Source organism: Aminobacter sp. P9b (assembly GCF_045345995.1).
Lineage (GTDB): Bacteria > Pseudomonadota > Alphaproteobacteria > Rhizobiales > Rhizobiaceae > Aminobacter > Aminobacter niigataensis.
Genome location: NZ_CP150082.1, coordinates 753,733 through 771,464, shown reverse-complemented (window position 1 = coordinate 771,464; position 17,732 = coordinate 753,733). Strand labels below are relative to the sequence as shown.

The following is a 17,732-nucleotide window of genomic DNA, read 5'->3' as shown; positions in this document are numbered from 1 at the left end:
GCGTGGCGGTGCTGCTGTAGGGCGCGTCGGCTGACCAGCTGGAGGGGCATTGCCCGCCTATTCGGGACTTGCGCGCGAGCCCACCCATCCTCCACCAAGAACCTGGCGGACAAAACGTACCTTTTGCGGGCCCTCCATGCGCCCTCCAGGGAAGCGAGTCGACAGTGCAAAGCTGTCCACCGGAGGCTCGCCCGTACGGAAGTAGACGAGCTGCGAATACTGATTGAAATCGCAGACATATTGTTGGCCTGGCTTCTCTGCCTGGCAGCCAGACTTGACAATTTTTTTCAGTCTGGCTTCCAATTCTCCCAACTGACATCTGGGCAGGTCGGTCACATCATGCTGCCCCGGAGCGCATCGCATTGCTGCTAACGGTGCATTGAAGCGTTCTACGAGGGTGAACATATAGGCTGCCATGTCACTGGCACTCGGTTCGGAGCGATCCCCTTCACTTGCGATGCTCTCGACCACAACCTCAGCCAATGCGGCCAGCTTCCGCCCTTCCGCCGCGATCGCGGCAAGCGGATATGACGAACTTGCCTGACCAAGGACATTGTAAATTACGTTCTCGGTCGCTGTGCGGGGGTCAGATTGTTGTCGCGCTACCGCCAACGCTTCGCGAAATGCAATTGCTATGGCCGGATTCAATTCAAGTTCTGCAATCCGTTTCAACATGGGAGACAGCAGGTTTTCTTGGTCTAGAGTTCCAAACGCCTGTTCGAGAGAATGTCGATAGTCTTCCATCGGAGCAATTGCCGCGCGGGCCTCTGCCAGACCTTCCAAGGTGGTAGGCAGGTTTGCTGCCAAAGCCGCAATCTCCGTCAACTTGGGCCGGAGTACTTCAGCTACCTGTTTTTGGCAGGCTTTGTAGACCCGAAGCTTGGTCTTGTCGGGCCATTCTGACGTCTGCGCCTGTCGGAAAATAAAGAGAGCCCTTCCTATGCCCTGAGGAAACTCCTTCGGGCCAGATGCAAGTTCTTGCAGGAGAGCATCGGCTCGGACATCGGCCCGCGCTTCCCTAACCTCCGCCAGCAGCGTCTCCCTGGTCGCTTGATCGACTTTGCTGAATCCAACTTCGCGTTCGAGTTGGTTCCACCAGCGCGGCTTGTCCACACGCTTCCTGACGTATTCTTGGACTCGATCGCGGACAGCCTTTATCCACTGGGGACCTTTTCGGTCGAACATTTTTGCTAGAGGGGGCGGCGGTGGCTCTTCGGGCGGTGGCTGCAAAAAAGCAGTAAAGGATCCGCCATTGCAATCGAGGAGCGTCCCCTGAATCATGGGACGGCTACCGAAACGAGCGACCTGTCCCTGCAGTCCGACGGCTCGGAAGCCGGTGGGCTGCATGATCCATGGTCCGGGATCCAACTGAAACGCGCCTGTCGACGTGGTCGTGCCGACGACATGGTATTTTGCCTTGTGCCACCCGGACCGGAACTCGAAAACGCCCTTCAACTTTCCATTCCTGGCCTCGGTGATGGATAGCGTCAACGGGAGGTTCTTATCTGGACCGCAGGTAAGGCCTCCAGTCCAGCGACCCAGCAGTTCTTCGTTTGCCAGGACCGCACTACTCGAACAGACCAAGAGTAATAAAACGCCGAGCCACCGGTTCATTGGACCCCCCAACTACCTTTCGACACGTTACGCTGACACGACTTCGGCGAACAGATAGCCTTTTTGACCTATTGCGGGATGCCTTCTGACGTTGTGCTACATTAATCTTGATGGATTCCGGCACGGGGGGCGAAGCCCATTGCGGTGCAAGATATCCGCGGGGGCAATGCGGATCCCTTGCCCAAGGGGCGAGGGCGAATGGAGCGTCCGCATCCTTCGACAGGCTCAGGATGAGGGCGAAAAGACTCGGGATGAAGGCAGTTGCCGAAAACCCTAGATCACGTTCAGCTCGCGGAACGGCCGGCCCTCGGCGATGCGCTGGTAGCCGAAGGCCGAGCAGTCGATCGAGCGGTATCCGCCATGGACCAGGAGCTCGGCCAGTGCCTTGCCGACTGCGGGTGCCTGCTGCAGGCCGTGGCCGGAAAAGCCGTTGGCGAAGATGAAGTTTGCGACCTCCGGATGCGGGCCGATGACGGCGTTCTGGTCGAGCGCGTTGTAGTCGTAATGCCCGACCCAGGCCTGCGTCGCCTTGATCGCCTCGAAGGCCGGCACGCGCGTCGCCAGCACCGGCCAGATCACGTCTTCGAACAGGCCCCAGTCGGGGTTGAAGTCTTGCGGGTCGGCGGCCAGCTCGCCGTCCTCGCTCTCGGCCCCGCCGGTGATGTAGACCGAACCCTCGGGGCGGACATAGACGCCGCTGGGGTCGACCATCAGCGGCATGTCGGCGAACCTGTCGCGCGCCTCGAAAACGAAGACGTTGCGCTTGCGCGGCTCGACCGGCAGGGCGATGCCGGCCAGGGCCGAGACTTTGCCGGCATTCGGCCCGGCGGCATTGACGACGGTGCCGGCCTCAAGGCGTTCGCCATTGGCAAGGGTGACTGCTGTGACACGGTCGCGCTCGCGCTCGATGCCGGTCACCTCGGCGGTGATAAGGTCGATGTCTCTGGTCTTCAGCGCCTTGCGGAACAGGCCGAGCATGGCGTGCGCGTCGAACCAGCCCTCGCCGGTGCGGCCATAGGCGCCGGCGGAAATGCCCTCGGTCGAGATCCAGGCAAAACGCCTGGCGAGCTGCTCGGCGTCCTCCAGCACGATGTCGGCGCCCTCGGCCGTCTGCGCCCGATGGTTGGCCTCGAGGATCGGCAGGCCATTCTCGCCGGCGAGGATCAGGTAGCCGCCCTCGCGGAAGCCGATGTCGGCGTCGGCGCCGAACTCGTCCTTCAGTCGCCGGAACAGGCCGAGCGTGAATTGCGACAGGCGGATGTTCTCGGGGATCGAGAATTGCTGGCGGATCGAGGCGCAGGACAGCGTCGTTGCCGAATGGGCGAATTGCGGGTCGCGCTCGATCAGCGCGATCGAGCCGGCAAAACCCTCGTCGCGCAGATAATAGGCGACCGAGCTGCCGACGATCGCGCCGCCGATGATGACCACGTCGTAGCGTGCCATGAAGTGTTCCCGTCCTGTTATGATGGAGGACAAAAGCAGTTACCGCATTGCCCGGCAAGCCCTTGCAAGGGCCAGCATTGCCGGGCAAGAAGACCAGATGTCACATTCTGTCTCCCGCCCGCGCCGTTCGGCGCTTTTCGTGCCCGCCACCAACGAGAAGGCCATCGCCAAGCTGCCGCAGCTTGCCTGCGATACCGTCATCTTCGACCTGGAGGATGCCGTGCTGCCCGAGCAAAAGGCCGCGGCGCGCGACAGGCTGGCCAAATTCTTCGCCGAAAGGCCGGCCGGCGCGCGCGAATATGTCGTGCGCATCAATTCGCTGAAAAGTGCGTGGGGTGCTGACGATCTTGCGGCGGCGAGCGGCTGGGCCACCGACGGGGTGGTGCTGCCCAAGATCGAGACGCCGCGCGACCTGCTGGAAGCCAATGACGTGCTCGACGAGGCCGACGCCCCCGACACGCTGAAACTCTGGGCGATGATCGAGACGCCGCGGGCGCTGGTCAACCTGGCGGCCATCGCCGAGCTCGGCCGCGATCCTTCGGCCCGGCTGTCGTGCCTGATCGCCGGGCTCAACGACCTCGCCAAGGATACCGGGGTGATGATCACGCCCGACCGCCGCTACCTCCAGCCGTGGCTGTTGCAGATGGTGCTTTACGCCCGCGCCGGCGGCGTCGACATGCTCGACAGCGTCTCCAACGATTTCCGCGACCTGGACGCCTTTGCCGATGAGTGCGGCGAGGCCGCGGCCATGGGCTTTTCCGGCAAGACCGTCATCCACCCGGCACAGATCGGGCCGGCCAATGCGGCATTCTCGCCATCGGCCGCAGCACTTGCCGAAGCACGCGCCATCGTCGGCGCCTTCGCGCTTCCCGAAAATGCCTCGCGCGGTGTAATCTCGCTCGGTGGCAGGATGGTCGAGCGGCTGCATCTGGCGCAGGCCGAGAAGATGCTGGCGAGGGCTGCGATGATCGCCGAGATGACGGGAGACGAAAAATGAAACTCTACCGCTTCCTGACCGGTCCCGACGACGCCACCTTCTGCCACAAGGTCACCGCTGCGGTGAACAAGGGCTGGCACCTGTTCGGCTCGCCGACCTATTCCTTCGACGCCGACAGCAAGACCATGCGCTGCGGCCAGGCCGTGGTGAAGGACGTCGAAGGCGTCGAATACGACCCCGGTATCAAGCTCAGCGATTTCTGATTTTTCGGCGGGGCCGCCCGCCTATTCGGCGGCTTCCTCCAGCCGTTCCATGTCGTCGTCCGACAGGCCGAAATGGTGGCCGATCTCGTGGATCAGCACGTGGGTGACGATGTCGCCCAGCGTCTCCTCGTTCTCGGCCCAGTAGTCGAGGATGGCGCGGCGGTAGAGCGTGACGCGGTTGGGGCCTTCGCCGGTCTGCGGGTTCCAGCGCTCGGCGATGCCGCGCCCCTCGAAAAGCCCGAGCAGGTCGAACGGCGTTTCCAGCGACAGGTCGTCCATGATCTCGTCGGTGGGGAATTCCGCCAGCTGGATGACGACCTCGCCGGTCAGCTGGCGAAATTCCTCCGGCAGGTGGGCATAGGATTCGAGCGCCAGGAGCTCCATCTCCTCGATCGAGGGCGAAAGCTGGTCGTGCCAGGCGCGGGTCTTGTAGATGCGGGCCATTATTCTTCCTTTTGAGGGCATATAGCCTTTCACCGCTTCGCTTACGAGGCCTTTGCCGCCCGGGCGATAAATAAGCGGTGAGCGGGTTGCCTCCGGGAGAGGAATAAATTCCCCATGAATCGGCTTGACTCTGATCAGAGCCTCTGGAATCTATAAGAACATAACGGGAACAATTAGCCGGAGGCAGATCGACATGGCGACCAGCGCCGTGGCGCGGGACGTCGTTTTTGCCCTGCGCCAGAAGATAGCGAAGATCGAGGGTACGCTGCCCGAGCTGCTGGTGTCGCCTTCCGACAACCGGCCGCCCGCCGGCGTCCTGGTTCGACGCCACGGCGTTGCCTCGGCTCGCGACTTCTTCCTGCCGACCGGTGTCGAGCGCCTCGACGAGGCCCTGGGCGGCGGGTTGCCGAAAGCCGCGCTGACCGAGATCCACGGCACGGAAACCCGCAATGCGGGGGCGGCTGCGGGCCTGGCTCTATGCCTCGTCAGCCTGATGCTCAAAGCCAGCCAGAAGCCGGGGGCACTGGTGCTGTGGATCGGCACCGCCGAAATCTTCCGCGAGGCCGGGCTTCCTTATGCGGCGGGACTGGATTGGCTTTTTGGCCTCGCGCCGGAACGCCTGCTTTTTGCCGAAGCGCCCAAGCCCGCCGACGCACTGTGGATCGCCGAGGAAGCCGCCCGCATCGGCGAGCTTGCCGCCGTCATCGTCGAACTGCGCGGCAACCCGCGCAGCCTGGATCTCACGGCGACGCGCCGGCTGCACCGCCGGGCGCAGGATGCGGGCCGGCCGGTGCTCCTGCTGCGACAGTCGGCTGAACCGGAGGCCACGGCAGCGCCCGTCAGGCTCATCGCTTCGCCGGCCCCGGCATCGCTTCGCCATACCGTCGCCGGTCCGCTTGCCGGTTCCATCGGCCCGCCCGCCATCTCGGTCGAAATCGGCAAGAGCCGCACGGCGCTTCCCGGCAAATTCATTCTGGAATGGAACCCCGATGCACACACCCTCGAAGAAAGAAGACACAGCCCAGAGGATCGTGTCGCTGTGGTTCCCCCATCTCGCAGCCGAGCGGATCCTCAGGCGGCGGTTGGGACGGTCGTGGCGTTCAGGCCAGCGGCCGAACCAGCCCCTGGTGGTCAGCCATCGGGAGAACAACACCCAGCGCATCGCCGCCCTCGACGAGCAGGCTGAAGCACTGCGGCTGAGGCCGGGAATGGGGATTGCCGAAGCGCGCGCCATGCACCCGTCGATCGACGTCGTCGAGGCCGATCCCGAAGCGGACCGCCGGCTGCTCGAAAGCCTCGCCGACTGGTGCGACCGCTACACGCCACTGGTCGCGCTCGACGGCGAAAACGGCCTGTTCCTCGACATCACCGGCTGCGCCCATCTCTTCGGTGGCGAAAAGGCCCTGCTTGCCGATCTCATGGCCCGTTTCTTCCATCAGGGTTTCGATGTCCGCGCCGGCCTTGCCGCGACGCCGGGCGCTGCGTGGGCGGCAGCCCGCTTCGCCGCCGGCCACATCATTGCGCCGGGCAGCGAGCGTAATTTCCTTTCCCGCCTGCCGCTGTCGGCGCTCAGGATCGATGCCAGGACGAAGGCGAGCCTCGAAAGCGTCGGGCTGCGCACCGTCGGTGCGATCATGGACGGGCCGCGCGCGCCGCTGGTCCGGCGTTTTGGCGGGGCATTGATCGAGCGGCTCGATCAGGGGCTTGGGCGGCTGGAGGAGGCGATTTCGCCGCGCCTGCCGGTAGCGCCACTTTCGGTCGAGCGGCATCTTGCCGACCCGCTGTCGCTCATCGAGGATGTCGAGCGGCTGGTCGGCCTGCTCGCCGCCACGCTCAAGGTCGATCTCGAACGCCGGGAGGAAGGGGCTCGGGCGCTCGAACTCCTGCTGTTCAGGGTCGACGGCGTGGTCAGCCGCATCACGGTCGGGGCGTCGCGCCCGATCCGCGAACCCAGCCTGGTCCGCAAGCTGTTCCATGAACGGCTGACCGCGCTTGGCGAGACCATCGATGCCGGCTGTGGCTTTGACCTCGTTCGCCTCTCGGCGCTTTCGACGGCCTGCTTCGATGCGCGGCAAGGCGACCTTGCCGGCGAAATCGAAGACACTGGCGAAGAGCTGGCCATCTTCGCCGATCGCGTGACAGCCAGGCTCGGCGAGGCCGCCATCCTCGAACCTGTTCCTGCCGCAAGCCATCTGCCGGAGCGGGCCGCGGCGGTCGCTTCTTACGCGCAGGAAGAAGACAGGAAGACATTGGCAAAGGCGGGCAAGGCAAAAAGCGGGTCCGCCAGCAGGCCGGCCCGCCTGGAGCGTCCGATCCGCCTGTTTCGCTCGCCAGAGCCGATCGAGGTTCCGTTGACCGAGGTTCCTGATGGTCCGCCGCAAAATTTCCGCTGGCGCCGCGCCATGCATCGCGTCGCGCGTGCCGAGGGCCCGGAACGGATCGCGCCCGAATGGTGGCGCGAAGAAACCGATGCGCCGACACGCGACTATTACCGGGTCGAGGATGCCGACGGCCGTCGCTACTGGCTCTACCGGCAGGGCCTCTACGGTGCGCAGGCAACGGCCCCGCGCTGGTTCCTGCATGGGGTCTTTGCATGAACATGGCCGCTGCCCCGATCGGCTATGCCGAATTCGGCATCCAGTCGAATTTCTCGTTTCTGCGCGGCGCCTCCGCGCCGGAAGAGCTGGTGATCGCGGCAAAGTTTCTGGGGCTTTCGGCCATCGGCCTTGCCGATTGCAATACGGTGGCCGGCACCGTGCGCGCCTGGAAGATGGCCGAGACGGAAGGGCTTGCCTACCACCCGGGCTGCCGCCTGGTCTTTGCTGATGGTACGCCCGACATGCTCGCCTACCCTAGGGATCGCAAGGGCTGGGGGCATCTCTGCCGCATGCTGACCCAGGCCAATGCCCGGGATGAAAGCGAAAAGGGCGCGCCGCTCCTCTACCGGGACGACCTTTTCGAGTGGGGCGATCTGCTGTCGCTTGCCATTCTGCCCGATGTCGCGGCTGTCACGGAAGATGATGTCGCGCTTCTACGCAGTCTCAAGGCGCGTTTCAGCGCCTCCTTGTGGTTGGCGGTCGCGCCGAATTTCGGCGGCAACGACCGCTTCAGGATCGAGCAGGCCGCCGCCATGGCTGCGATGGCAGGCGTGCCGCTGATGGCGACCAATGACGTGCTCTACCATATGCCGGGCCAGCGCCCGCTCCAGGACGTGCTGACGGCGATCCGCCTCAACGCGCCGGTCACTGAGGTCGGGTTCGAACTGAAGGCGAATGCCGAGCGCCATCTGAAGGGCCCTGCCGATATGAGCCGGCTTTTTAGGCGGCATCCGGAGGCTTTGGCCGAGACGCTGCGCTTTGCCGCAAGCCTGCATTTTTCGCTGGGTGAACTCAAATACAACTACCCCGACGAGCCGACGGAATCGGGCCTCGAACCGCAGGCGGAACTGGAAAGACTGACCTGGGAAGGGGCGAAAAGGCGCTATCCGGATGGTGTTCCGGAGAAGGTGCAGGGGATCATCCGGCATGAGCTCGGCATCGTCGAGGAACTCAACTATGCCCGCTATTTCCTCACCGTGCACGACATCGTCCAATTCGCGCGCTCGAAGGGCATCCTTTGCCAGGGGCGCGGCTCGGCGGCCAATTCGGTCATCTGTTTCTGCATCGGCATCACCGATGTCGGACCGGATATCGTCGACGTGCTTTTCGAGCGCTTCATCTCGGTGGAACGTGGCGAGCCGCCGGATATCGACGTCGACTTCGAGCATGAGCGGCGCAGTGAGGTGATCGAGTTCATCTACGAAAAATACAGCGCCAAGCGTACCGCACTCGCGGCTTCCGTCGTCACTTATCGCGGCCGCTCGGCACTGCGTGAAGTCGCCAAGGCGATGGGCATGTCCGACGACGTCAGGGGGGCTTTGTCGGGGTCGATCTGGGGTTGGTATTCGTCCGAGCTTGGCGAGAAGGAAACGGCGGCTGGGGGACTCGACAAGGTCGACCCGCTGACCAGGCATGTGATCGAACATGCCAACGGCATCATGGGCTTTCCGCGTCATCTGTCACAGCATGTCGGCGGCTTCGTCATCACCCGCGACCGGCTCGACGAGATCGTGCCGATCGTCAAGACGGCGATGGACGAGCGCAAGATGGTCGAGTGGGACAAGGACGACCTCGATGCCGTCGGCATATTGAAGGTCGATATCCTGGCGCTCGGCATGCTGACCTGCCTGCGCAAGGCCTTCAACCTGCTTGAGGCGCATTACGACGAACGCGATCCCCATGGCCGTCCGCTTGAGCTGGCGACGCTGCCGGCTGAAGACCAAAGGGTCTATGACATGATCTGTCGGGCCGACACGCTGGGCGTGTTCCAGATCGAGAGCCGGGCGCAGATGTCGATGCTGCCACGGCTCAGGCCGCGCGAATTCTACGATCTCGTCATCGAGGTCGCGATCGTTCGGCCCGGCCCGATCCAGGGCGACATGGTGCATCCCTATCTCAGGCGCCGCCAAAAGAAGGAAAAGGTCGATTTTCCCAAGAAGGAACTCGAGGACATCCTGGGCAAGACCCTGGGCGTGCCGCTGTTCCAGGAGCAGGCGATGAAGATCGCCATCGTCGCCGGCGGCTTCAGCCCCGGCGAGGCCGACAAGCTCAGGCGCGCCATGGCCACTTTCAAACGCACCGGCACTATCGGCAATCATCGCGACAAGATGATCGAGGGCATGGTTACGCGTGGGTATGAGCGCGACTTCGCCGAACGCTGCTTCAAGCAGATCGAGGGCTTTGGCGAATACGGCTTTCCCGAAAGCCATGCTGCGGCCTTCGCGCTGCTCGTCTACGCCTCCTGCTGGTTCAAGGCCTATTATCCCGACGTTTTCTGTGCCGCGATCCTGAACTCGCAGCCGATGGGCTTTTACCGGCCGGCGCAACTGGTCCGCGACGCCGAGGACCATGGCGTCGAGATTCGTGCCGTCGACATCAACCGCTCCGAATGGGACTGCACGCTTGAGCGTTCGGGCTTCGATCCCAGGCGTATCCGTGCCCGCCACGCCGAAATGCGGGATGTCATCAAGACCAGCCACGCCGTCCGGCTCGGCTTCCGCCAGATCAAGGGGCTTGGCGACAAGAAGATGAACGCCTTCGTCGAACGGCGTGGCAAGGGCTATGCCTCGGTGCGCGATGTCTGGCTGCGCTCGGGGCTCGATGTCGGCGAGATCGAGCTGCTCGCCCAGGCCGACGCGTTCCGCTCGATCGGTCTCGACCGCCGCGAGGCGCTATGGGCGGTGCGCGCGCTCGACGGCAAGAGTGCCGCCGAAAGGCTGCCGCTGTTCGACCAGCCGGAAGTTCATTTGTCCGATAACGAACCGCAGATGTATCTGCCCGCCATGCCGCTCGGCGAGCATGTCATCCACGACTACCGCTCGCTCGGTCTTTCGCTGAAGGCGCATCCGGTCGCCTTTCTCAGGCATCACCTCGACCGTGCCGGCATCACGCCGAATGCCCGGCTCGGCGACGTGCCCGACGGGCGGCGCGTGTCCGTTGCCGGACTGGTTCTGGTCCGCCAGCGACCGGGCAAGGGCAATGCCATCTTCCTCACGCTGGAGGACGAGCATTCGATCGCCAATGTCATTGTCTGGGCGCGGGTCTTCGACTGTTTCCGGCACGTCATCATGGGATCGAAATTCATTCGCGTCAGCGGCAAGCTGCAGACGGAGTCGGGCGTCATCCATATCGTTGCCGACAAGATGGAGGACCTGACACACTGGCTGGCGGCCATGTCGGAGGAACTCCAGGCATCGGCCGACGACAAGGCTGTGCTCCCCTCTGTGATGGAGCCCAGGCAAAGCGCTGCCGAGAAGGCGGCAAAGGACCCGCGTGTCGTGCAGAGCTACGACCGGCTTGTCCGCACGGCCAGCAGCGTGATGCCTAAGGGACGAAACTTTCAATGAAGGAGGCTTGGAAGGAAGCTTAAATTCAGTCCAAGGACGGAGCGCCTTTCGGCGCTGCCTCGTCCGGAATCTGCCGCGCCTCTGAGGGCAGCATCACGGGGATGCCGTCACGAATAGGGTAGGCGAGGCGGGCGAGCCTGGACACCAGTTCGCCGCGCTCGGCATCCCACTTCAGCGGTCCCTTGGTCAGCGGACAAGCCAGCAGTTCGAGCAGCTTCACGTCGATGTCGCGCTTGTTGGCCTCAACCATTCCAGCCTCCTGGTTGCCCCGCCTATTGCAGGCTCGACCCGAAATCTTCGTTTTCGCGCGCCAGCGCCATTTCGGTGATCGCGATCAGCGTCTCGGCGCGGGTCTTGAGATCGGGCGCTTCGAGCAGCGCCTGCTTTTCGGCGGCCCCGTATGGCGCCATCATCGACAGCGCGTTGACCAGGATGGCATTGTCGGCGCGGCTGACGCTCTCCCAGTCGGCCTCGAGTTCGTTGGCCTGGAGATAGGTGCGGAATGCCTTGAGCAGCGCCGGCCGGTCGACATCCGCGCCGGCCTTGTCCTCGCCGAGGTCGGCGCCAAAGCAGGTGATCTTGCATTGCCTGAATGGCGTCTTCACCGCCAGTTCCTGGCTGACCCGGAACCGGCAGACGCCCTGCAGCGAAATCAGGTAACGGCCGTCGCCGGTCTCGGCGAGAGAGGTGATGCGGCCGATGCAGCCGACCGGGCACAGGGCCGGTTCGCCGTCGGGACGCAGCGTGCCGTCGAGCGACGGCTGGATCATGCCGATCAGCCGCGATCCGGCGATGGCGTCGTCGATCATCTGCAGATAGCGCGGCTCGAAGATGTTGAGCGGCATGCGACCGCCTGGCAGGAGCAGCGCCGCCGTCAGCGGGAACACCGCCAGCGTCGTTGGCAGATCGGTGTCGAGCCTGTAATGCGCGTTTCCTGCCTGCATCTGGTCCTCAGCTGGCTACCCCTTCATCTGGGGCCGTAACGGTCGAGCGCAAGGGCGCCTGCGACAAACCGTTACGAAAACAGCAGCGACGACAGCTTGCGCCGCGTCGCCAGCGTCACCTCGTCGGTGAAGCCCCAGGCCTCGAACAGCTTGAGCAGCTGTGCCCTTGCGCCGTCGTCGTTCCAGGTTCGGTCGGCCTTGACGATGGCGAGCAGGCTGTCGGCCGCCTCGGTGCGCTGCCCGTTTGCATTCTGGATCATGGCGAGATCGAAGCGCGCCTGGTGATCCCCGGGGTTCTGCGCCAGCCGCCGCTCCAGCTCGGCGGAATCGCCGAGGGCGGCGGCCTCCTCCGCAAGCGCGATTCGGGCACGCACGGAAGCCAGTGCCGGCGCATCCTGCTTGCCTTCGGGCGCACGCGCCAGCACCTCGTTTGCACCGGCAACGTCGCCGGCCTCGAAGAGGATATCGGCAAGCGCCGCGATGGCATCGAGGTTGTCGGGGGCCTGCTCGAGCACGGCGTCATAGATCTGCACCGCGGTCTGCAGGTCGCCTGCGTCGCGCGCCTCGGTGGCGGCGGCAAGCGCTTCGGCGATCTGCGGCTGGCCGCCATTCTTGCCGGCGACCTTGTCGATGAAGTCGCGGATCTGGCTCTCGGGCACGGCGCCCATGAAGCCGTCCACCGGCTGGCCGTCCTTAAAAGCGATGACCGCCGGGATCGACTGGATGCCGAGCTGACCGGCAATCGCGGGATGATCGTCGATGTTCATCTTGACGAGCTTGACGCGGCCGCCCGCAGCCTGGACGACGCGCTCGATCACCGGCGTCAGCTGCTTGCACGGGCCGCACCATGGCGCCCAGAAGTCGACCAGCACCGGCTGGTTGCGCGATTCCTGGATGACGTCGGCGCTGAAGGCAGCGGTCGTGGTGTCCTTGATCAGATCGGCCGCCGGTGCAGCACCGCCGGCGGGGGCGCCGCCAAACTGTACGTTCGTGGCATACTGGCTGCTCATGCCGCCGAAGGGGTTGTTCTCGTTGCTCATACTGGTTCTTCCGCTGTGTATTCTGTGCCCATCGGCCACCCGACCGCGCCGCTGTCAGGCCACCATGTGGCGATCAGCCGGTGACTTTCAAGATAACAGGATCGTGGCCGGTTGCCTTGACGAAATGCAACAGGTCGGCGGCCGCGATCGAGGTTGTCGCCTCATTGGTCAGCGGGTGGGCGTTAATCACGGCGTTTTCCATCAGGGCGCTGTCGAGCACCAGCCTGACCCTGCCCGACGTGTCGTTGATCAGCCCGAAGACGGTCACTGCGCCCGGGGCGACGCCGAGGAGCTCCATCAGCGCCTCCGGCTTGCCGAAGGAGACACGGCTCGACGCGCCGATCAGGTGATGGATCTGCTTGAGGTCGACGCTGGCTTCTTCATCGACGGTAACGAGGAAGAAGCTGTCTTTCTTGTCCTTGAGGAACAGGTTCTTGGTGTGGCCGCCGGGAATCGTTCCACGCAGCGCCTGCGAATCGGCGACGGTGTAGAGCGGCGGGTGCTCGTGTGTCCGGACGGCGATGCCGAGCGTGTCGAGGAAAGCGAGCAGGTCGGCCTTGGTCCTAGGATTCGTCGCGCCGGTCATGGCCGCCTTCGTCAAAATTGTTCGATTGCAGGGTTTATGGGCAAAGCCCGGCGCCAAGACAAGCCCGGCCACCGCTTCCCCAGGCGTTCATTCGCGGAAATCCGGGCTTTGCCGGGGTGCGGAGGAAGAGCTGAAAAAAGATCGCGATTTGCCTGTTGCATTCGCCGCGAGCATCGGCCATATAGGCGCCGTTGCGGTGACGAGCCGCGGCGAGCGGGTGTAGCTCAGGGGTAGAGCACAACCTTGCCAAGGTTGGGGTCGAGCGTTCGAATCGCTTCACCCGCTCCAAATATCCCACGAAAAAGGCCGCGGTTCTCCGCGGCCTTCGTCGTTTCTGGGCTTTGAAGAAAGCCCGTTCGAAGCTGCACTTAGCAATCGAGGTTCCGAAGTGCCGGCAACGATGGCGCGGTGCCGTGCGGGATTTCAGTCCAGCGCGCGGTCGAGATGGGTGTAGCCGCCGTCGACGAACAACCATTGCCCAGTGGTGTGGCTCGCCTTGTCTGAGAGCAGGAAGATCACCGTGTCGGCGATTTCCTCCGCCGTCGTCATGCGCTGTCCCAACGGGATCCGGCGGGTGATTTCTTCCAGGCGCGCTTCGGGATCGTCGAAGGTCTTCAGCCACTTCTCGTAGAGCGGCGTCATCACCTCGGCCGGGATGACCGCGTTGACGCGGATGCCGTCCCTGCGCAGCGCTGCCGCCCATTCGCGCGTCAGCGACAGTTGCGCACCCTTGGCGGCGGTGTAGCCGCTGGTGCTGCCCTGGCCGGTGAGTGCCGTCTTGGACGAGACGTTGACGATGGCGCCGCGCGATTTCTTCAACCACGGCAGGCAGTGGTGCGCGGTCGTGTAATAGTGGATCAGGTTGCGCTCCAGCGACTCGCGAAAGGCGTTGGGGCCAGCTTCGAGGCCGATGCCGTCGTTGATGCCGGCATTGTTGACCAGCCCGTCGATACGGCCGAAGGCCTTTGCCACTTCAGCGACCGCCGCACCGATCTCCGGGTCGTGCATCAGTTCGACCTGGATGAATTTTGCACGCGGTGAGGCAACCTTCAGCTTCGCCGCGAAGTCGTCGGCCAGCGGGCTGCGTCCGAAGACGACGGGGACTGCACCCTCTGCCGCGAGGCCGAGTGTGACCGCACCGCCGATGCCGGCGCCGCCGCCGGTGACGATCACCACCTTGTCCTTCAGCCCCAGGTCCATTTTGGTCTCCCTCAGCCGCGGAACTGAAAATCTTCGAGCGTCGCCGGCTTCATCTCGATGGAGAAGCCGGGCGCGCTGGGGGGCATGTAGGCGGCATTGCGCACCACGCAGGGTTCCTTGAAATGCTCGTGCAGGTGGTCGACATATTCGACCACGCGGCCCTCGCGGGTTCCGGCGATGCAGACATAGTCGATCATCGACAGGTGCTGGACATATTCGCAGAGGCCGACGCCGCCGGCATGCGGGCAGACGAGCAGATTGTATTTGGCCGCCATCAGCAGCACGGCGAGAATCTCGTTGACGCCGCCGAGGCGGCAGGAGTCGATCTGCACCACGTCGATTGCGCCGCGCATGATGAACTGCTTGAACATGATGCGGTTCTGGCACATCTCGCCGGTGGCGACTTGCACCGGCGCCACGCCCTCGCGGATCTTGCGGTGGCCCTCGACGTCGTCGGGATTGGTCGGCTCCTCGATGAACCACGGCTTGGCGAAAGCGAGGTCGCGCACCCAGTCGATGGCCTGGCCGACTTCCCAGACCTGATTGGCGTCGATCATCAGCTGGCGGTCGGGGCCGAGCACCTCGCGGGCGATGCGCAGGCGGCGGATGTCGTCGGCCTTGTCGCGGCCGACCTTGAGCTTGACGTGGTTGAAGCCGGCGTCGACCGCCTCCTGGCAGAGCCGGCGCAGCTTCTCGTCGCCATAGCCGAGCCAGCCGGCTGAGGTGGTGTAGCAGGGATAGCCCTCGCGCTCGAGCGTGGCGATACGCTCGGCCTTGCCGGGTGCCTTGTCGCGCAGCATGGCGAGCGCTTCGTCAGGCGTGATGCAGTCGGTGATGTAGCGGAAGTCGATGCAGCGCACGAGCTCTTCGGGCGACATCTCGGCGACCAGCTTCCACACCGGCTTGCCCACCATCTTGGCCCATATATCCCAGACGGCGTTGACGACCGCGCCGGTGGCCAGATGGATCGCGCCCTTGTCGGGCCCGATCCAGCGCAGCTGGCTGTCGGAGGTGACATGGCGCCAGAAGGCGCCCATGTCTGATGTGACCTTGTCCATGTCCAGGCCGACGACCAGGTGGCGCATCGCCTCGATCGCCGCGCAGCAGATCTCGTTGCCGCGGCCGATGGTGAAGGTCAGGCCATGCCCCTCGATGCCTGATGCGTCGGTCTTCAGGATGACATAGGCCGCCGAATAGTCGGGGTCCGGGTTCATCGCGTCGGAACCGTCGAGATGCTGCGAAGTCGGGAAGCGCAGGTCGAGCACCCGCATGTCGATGATTCTGGTCATGGTCTGGGGTCCTCACAGCATGATCCCGAAAAGTTGCAGACTTTTCGGACAAGATCAGGCGACTAAAACGAGAGCTCGGGGCGAGATGGCGGCTCAAGGAGACGTCGTCTCGCACCAATGGGTTCAGGCGGCGACGACGCGCTGCCTCTGGGTGCCGAGGCCTTCGATGCCGAGCGACATCGTCTGGCCGGCCTTGAGATAGACGGGCGGCTTCTGGCCGAGGCCGACGCCGGGCGGGGTGCCGGTGGAAATCACATCGCCGGCCTGCAGGCTCATGAAGCGGCTGAGATAGGCGACGACCTGCCGTACCGAAAAGATCATGGTCCTGGTCGACCCGTCCTGGAAGCGCTTGTCGTCGACGTCGAGCCACATCTTGAGGTTCTGCGGATCGGCGATCTCGTCGGCGGTCACCATCCAGGGGCCGGTCGGGCCGAAGGTGTCGCAGCCCTTGCCCTTGTCCCAGGTGCCGCCGCGCTCGATCTGGTATTCGCGCTCGGAGACGTCGTTGACGACGCAATAACCGGCGACGTGGCTCATGGCGTCGGCCTCGTCGATGTAGCGGCCGGGCTTGCCGATGACGACGCCGAGCTCGACCTCCCAGTCGGTCTTGAGCGAGCCGCGGGGGATCTCGACGTCGTCGTCGGGTCCGACGATGGCCGAGGTCCACTTGTTGAAGACGATGGGTTCGGCCGGGATGGCGGCGCCGGTTTCGGCGGCGTGGTCGGCATAGTTGAGGCCGATGCAGATGAACTTGCCGATGCGGCCGACACAGGCGCCGAGGCGCAGGTCCTGCTGCGGCGTGCCGGCGACCAGCGGCAAGGTCTCGGGGTCGATGCTGCGAAGTCGGGCAAGGCCTTCGGGCGCAAGCACCTCGCCGGCGATGTCGTCGACGATGCCGGAGAGATCGCGGACGCGGCCGGACGTGTCGAGGATGCCGGGCTTTTCGTTGCCCTTGGGGCCGTAACGGAGCAGTTTCATTGAAGTCACCCTGGTTGAGAAAGCCGGAGGCGGCGAACCGCCTCCGGAGATGTCGGGATCGTGGTCAGTCGTACAGAACGGCTGCGATGTCGGGCTGGTCGATGTTCGACTTGTCGTAGTAATAGAAACCGGTGTCGATGTTCTTCTCGACCGCTTCGCCCTTGGCCGCCTTCACGGCCGCTTCGACGGTCTTGTAGCCGATGCCGACCGGGTTCTGGGTGATGGCGCCGGCCATTTCGCCGTCGCGGATCGCCTGCTTCTGCTGGGCACCGGAATCGTAGCCGATGATCACCAGCTTGCGGCCGAGTTCCTTGGCGCCGTTGACGACGCCGATGGCCGAGCCCTCATTGCCGCCAAACATGCCCTTCAGGTCGGGGTTGGCCTGCAGGATGGCCTTGGTGATCTCGGTCGACTTGAGATGGTCGCCGCCGCCATATTCGATCGACACGATCTCGACCTTCGGATGGGCCTCCTTCATGCGATTGACGAAGCCGTCGCGCCGGTCGATGCCAGTGCGGCTGGTCTGGTCGTGGACCAGCACCGCCACCTTGCCCTCGCCACCGATCAGTTCGGCCATCTTGTCGGCGGCAAGGGCTGCCGCTGCGATGTTGTTGGTCGAGGCGGTGGCAACGGGGATGTCGCTGTCGACGCCGGAGTCGAAGGCGACGACCGGGATCTTGGCATCCTTGGCCTGCTGCAGCAGCGGGATCGCCGCCTGGCTATCGAGGGCGGCGAAGCCGATCGCCGCCGGCTTCTTGGCAAGGGCCGCTGCCAGCATGTCGATCTGGCGGTCGACCTGGGACTCCGAATCCGGACCTTCGAAGGTGACCTCGACGCCGAGATCGGCGGCGGCCTTGTCGGCACCTGCCTTCACGGCCTGCCAGAACTGGTGCTGGAAGCCCTTGGAGATGAGCGGGATGTACATCTTGTCCTGGGCCATTGCCATGGTCGAGCCGTAGCCGAGGATCGTCATGGCGCCGAGGGCGCCAAGCACGGTGCGTCTAGTGAACATGTTTCCTCCAATTGATCGTTGGTTGATCGTTTCCGTGG

17 protein-coding genes and 1 tRNA gene are annotated in these 17,732 nt (G+C 64.3%); 7 read left to right on the top strand and 11 right to left on the bottom strand.

The window, feature by feature from the left end; translation table 11 throughout:
* Positions 1-57: 57 nt before the first annotated feature.
* Positions 58-1,614, bottom strand: a complete 1,557-nt coding sequence (locus WHT83_RS03855; RefSeq protein WP_406873012.1) for a hypothetical protein — start codon at positions 1,612-1,614, stop codon at positions 58-60.
* 273 nt (positions 1,615-1,887) lie between these two features.
* Positions 1,888-3,057, bottom strand: a complete 1,170-nt coding sequence (locus tag WHT83_RS03850) for an NAD(P)/FAD-dependent oxidoreductase (protein WP_406873011.1) — start codon at positions 3,055-3,057, stop codon at positions 1,888-1,890.
* Between the two features lie 97 nt (positions 3,058-3,154).
* Here WHT83_RS03850 and WHT83_RS03845 point away from each other — a divergent pair, with 97 nt between their 5' ends.
* Positions 3,155-4,054, top strand: a complete 900-nt coding sequence (locus WHT83_RS03845; protein ID WP_406873010.1) for an HpcH/HpaI aldolase/citrate lyase family protein — start codon at positions 3,155-3,157, stop codon at positions 4,052-4,054.
* Positions 4,051-4,257 carry a DUF1737 domain-containing protein gene (locus WHT83_RS03840; protein ID WP_108606223.1) on the top strand — a complete coding sequence of 69 codons (207 nt, stop codon included), beginning with the start codon at positions 4,051-4,053 and terminating at the stop codon, positions 4,255-4,257. The genes WHT83_RS03845 and WHT83_RS03840 overlap by 4 nt, the downstream gene beginning before the upstream one ends.
* Before the next feature lie 21 nt (positions 4,258-4,278).
* Here the strand turns inward: WHT83_RS03840 and WHT83_RS03835 are convergent, their stop codons facing one another.
* On the bottom strand, positions 4,279-4,701 hold the full coding sequence (locus WHT83_RS03835; RefSeq protein WP_108606224.1) for a metallopeptidase family protein: 423 nt from the start codon (positions 4,699-4,701) through the stop codon (positions 4,279-4,281).
* A 193-nt stretch (positions 4,702-4,894) separates the two neighbouring features.
* Here WHT83_RS03835 and WHT83_RS03830 point away from each other — a divergent pair, with 193 nt between their 5' ends.
* Genes WHT83_RS03830 through WHT83_RS03820 form a run of 3 tightly spaced genes read left to right on the top strand, consistent with a single transcriptional unit; the run spans position 4,895 to position 10,645 of the window.
* Complete coding sequence (locus tag WHT83_RS03830; protein ID WP_406873009.1) at positions 4,895-5,887, top strand: ImuA family protein; 993 nt, start codon at positions 4,895-4,897, stop codon at positions 5,885-5,887.
* The gene (locus WHT83_RS03825) at positions 5,829-7,298 is read left to right on the top strand and encodes a Y-family DNA polymerase (protein ID WP_406873008.1); all 1,470 of its coding nucleotides are present in this window, start codon (positions 5,829-5,831) and stop codon (positions 7,296-7,298) included. Before WHT83_RS03830 ends, WHT83_RS03825 begins: the two co-directional genes overlap by 59 nt.
* A 2-nt stretch (positions 7,299-7,300) precedes the next feature.
* A complete protein-coding gene (locus WHT83_RS03820) occupies positions 7,301-10,645 on the top strand; it encodes an error-prone DNA polymerase (protein ID WP_406873924.1) in 3,345 nt (1,114 codons plus the stop codon).
* Between the two features lie 25 nt (positions 10,646-10,670).
* On the opposite strand, the gene WHT83_RS03815 is transcribed toward WHT83_RS03820, so the two are convergent.
* The 4 genes from WHT83_RS03815 to WHT83_RS03800 all read right to left on the bottom strand — a co-directional run bounded on the left by WHT83_RS03815 (position 10,671) and on the right by WHT83_RS03800 (position 13,215).
* On the bottom strand, positions 10,671-10,895 hold the full coding sequence (locus WHT83_RS03815; protein ID WP_108606226.1) for a Trm112 family protein: 225 nt from the start codon (positions 10,893-10,895) through the stop codon (positions 10,671-10,673).
* A gap of 22 nt (positions 10,896-10,917) precedes the next feature.
* Positions 10,918-11,589: an LON peptidase substrate-binding domain-containing protein gene (locus WHT83_RS03810; RefSeq protein ID WP_108606227.1), complete on the bottom strand. Its 672-nt coding sequence runs from the start codon at positions 11,587-11,589 to the stop codon at positions 10,918-10,920.
* 71 nt (positions 11,590-11,660) lie between these two features.
* Complete coding sequence (gene trxA / locus WHT83_RS03805) at positions 11,661-12,629, bottom strand: thioredoxin (RefSeq protein WP_318763199.1); 969 nt, start codon at positions 12,627-12,629, stop codon at positions 11,661-11,663.
* A gap of 73 nt (positions 12,630-12,702) precedes the next feature.
* Positions 12,703-13,215: a prolyl-tRNA synthetase associated domain-containing protein gene (locus tag WHT83_RS03800; protein WP_406873007.1), complete on the bottom strand. Its 513-nt coding sequence runs from the start codon at positions 13,213-13,215 to the stop codon at positions 12,703-12,705.
* Between WHT83_RS03800 and WHT83_RS03795 the strand changes: the two genes are divergently transcribed.
* Positions 13,214-13,438 (top strand): hypothetical protein, encoded by a 225-nt coding sequence (locus WHT83_RS03795; protein ID WP_318763201.1) that lies wholly within the window; start codon positions 13,214-13,216, stop codon positions 13,436-13,438. The genes WHT83_RS03800 and WHT83_RS03795 overlap by 2 nt on opposite strands.
* A tRNA-Gly gene (locus WHT83_RS03790) sits at positions 13,429-13,503 on the top strand. Before WHT83_RS03795 ends, WHT83_RS03790 begins: the two co-directional genes overlap by 10 nt.
* Before the next feature lie 135 nt (positions 13,504-13,638).
* Here the strand turns inward: WHT83_RS03790 and WHT83_RS03785 are convergent.
* The 4 genes from WHT83_RS03785 to WHT83_RS03770 all read right to left on the bottom strand — a co-directional run bounded on the left by WHT83_RS03785 (position 13,639) and on the right by WHT83_RS03770 (position 17,694).
* Positions 13,639-14,415 (bottom strand): SDR family oxidoreductase, encoded by a 777-nt coding sequence (locus WHT83_RS03785; RefSeq protein WP_406873006.1) that lies wholly within the window; start codon positions 14,413-14,415, stop codon positions 13,639-13,641.
* An 11-nt stretch (positions 14,416-14,426) separates the two neighbouring features.
* Positions 14,427-15,704, bottom strand: a complete 1,278-nt coding sequence (locus tag WHT83_RS03780) for an L-fuconate dehydratase (RefSeq protein ID WP_183263391.1) — start codon at positions 15,702-15,704, stop codon at positions 14,427-14,429.
* Positions 15,705-15,827: 123 nt separating this feature from the next.
* Positions 15,828-16,682, bottom strand: coding sequence for a fumarylacetoacetate hydrolase family protein (locus WHT83_RS03775; protein WP_108606232.1), 855 nt, complete (start codon positions 16,680-16,682; stop codon positions 15,828-15,830).
* A gap of 64 nt (positions 16,683-16,746) precedes the next feature.
* Positions 16,747-17,694 (bottom strand): ABC transporter substrate-binding protein, encoded by a 948-nt coding sequence (locus WHT83_RS03770; protein ID WP_406873005.1) that lies wholly within the window; start codon positions 17,692-17,694, stop codon positions 16,747-16,749.
* Positions 17,695-17,732: the final 38 nt, after the last annotated feature.

Bases quoted from the DNA above. Each gene is read 5' to 3' on its own strand.
- WHT83_RS03830 (WP_406873009.1), top strand. From the start codon at position 4,895: ATGGCGACCAGCGCCGTGGCGCGGGACGTCGTTTTTGCCCTGCGCCAG.
- WHT83_RS03800 (WP_406873007.1), bottom strand. From the start codon at position 13,215: ATGACCGGCGCGACGAATCCTAGGACCAAGGCCGACCTGCTCGCTTTC.
- WHT83_RS03780 (WP_183263391.1), bottom strand. From the start codon at position 15,704: ATGACCAGAATCATCGACATGCGGGTGCTCGACCTGCGCTTCCCGACT.
- WHT83_RS03840 (WP_108606223.1), top strand. From the start codon at position 4,051: ATGAAACTCTACCGCTTCCTGACCGGTCCCGACGACGCCACCTTCTGC.
- WHT83_RS03815 (WP_108606226.1), bottom strand. From the start codon at position 10,895: ATGGTTGAGGCCAACAAGCGCGACATCGACGTGAAGCTGCTCGAACTG.
- trxA (WP_318763199.1), bottom strand. From the start codon at position 12,629: ATGAGCAACGAGAACAACCCCTTCGGCGGCATGAGCAGCCAGTATGCC.
- WHT83_RS03795 (WP_318763201.1), top strand. From the start codon at position 13,214: ATGGCCGCCTTCGTCAAAATTGTTCGATTGCAGGGTTTATGGGCAAAG.
- WHT83_RS03785 (WP_406873006.1), bottom strand. From the start codon at position 14,415: ATGGACCTGGGGCTGAAGGACAAGGTGGTGATCGTCACCGGCGGCGGC.
- WHT83_RS03810 (WP_108606227.1), bottom strand. From the start codon at position 11,589: ATGCAGGCAGGAAACGCGCATTACAGGCTCGACACCGATCTGCCAACG.
- WHT83_RS03775 (WP_108606232.1), bottom strand. From the start codon at position 16,682: ATGAAACTGCTCCGTTACGGCCCCAAGGGCAACGAAAAGCCCGGCATC.
- WHT83_RS03845 (WP_406873010.1), top strand. From the start codon at position 3,155: ATGTCACATTCTGTCTCCCGCCCGCGCCGTTCGGCGCTTTTCGTGCCC.
- WHT83_RS03835 (WP_108606224.1), bottom strand. From the start codon at position 4,701: ATGGCCCGCATCTACAAGACCCGCGCCTGGCACGACCAGCTTTCGCCC.
- WHT83_RS03850 (WP_406873011.1), bottom strand. From the start codon at position 3,057: ATGGCACGCTACGACGTGGTCATCATCGGCGGCGCGATCGTCGGCAGC.
- WHT83_RS03770 (WP_406873005.1), bottom strand. From the start codon at position 17,694: ATGTTCACTAGACGCACCGTGCTTGGCGCCCTCGGCGCCATGACGATC.
- WHT83_RS03855 (WP_406873012.1), bottom strand. From the start codon at position 1,614: ATGAACCGGTGGCTCGGCGTTTTATTACTCTTGGTCTGTTCGAGTAGT.
- WHT83_RS03820 (WP_406873924.1), top strand. From the start codon at position 7,301: ATGGCCGCTGCCCCGATCGGCTATGCCGAATTCGGCATCCAGTCGAAT.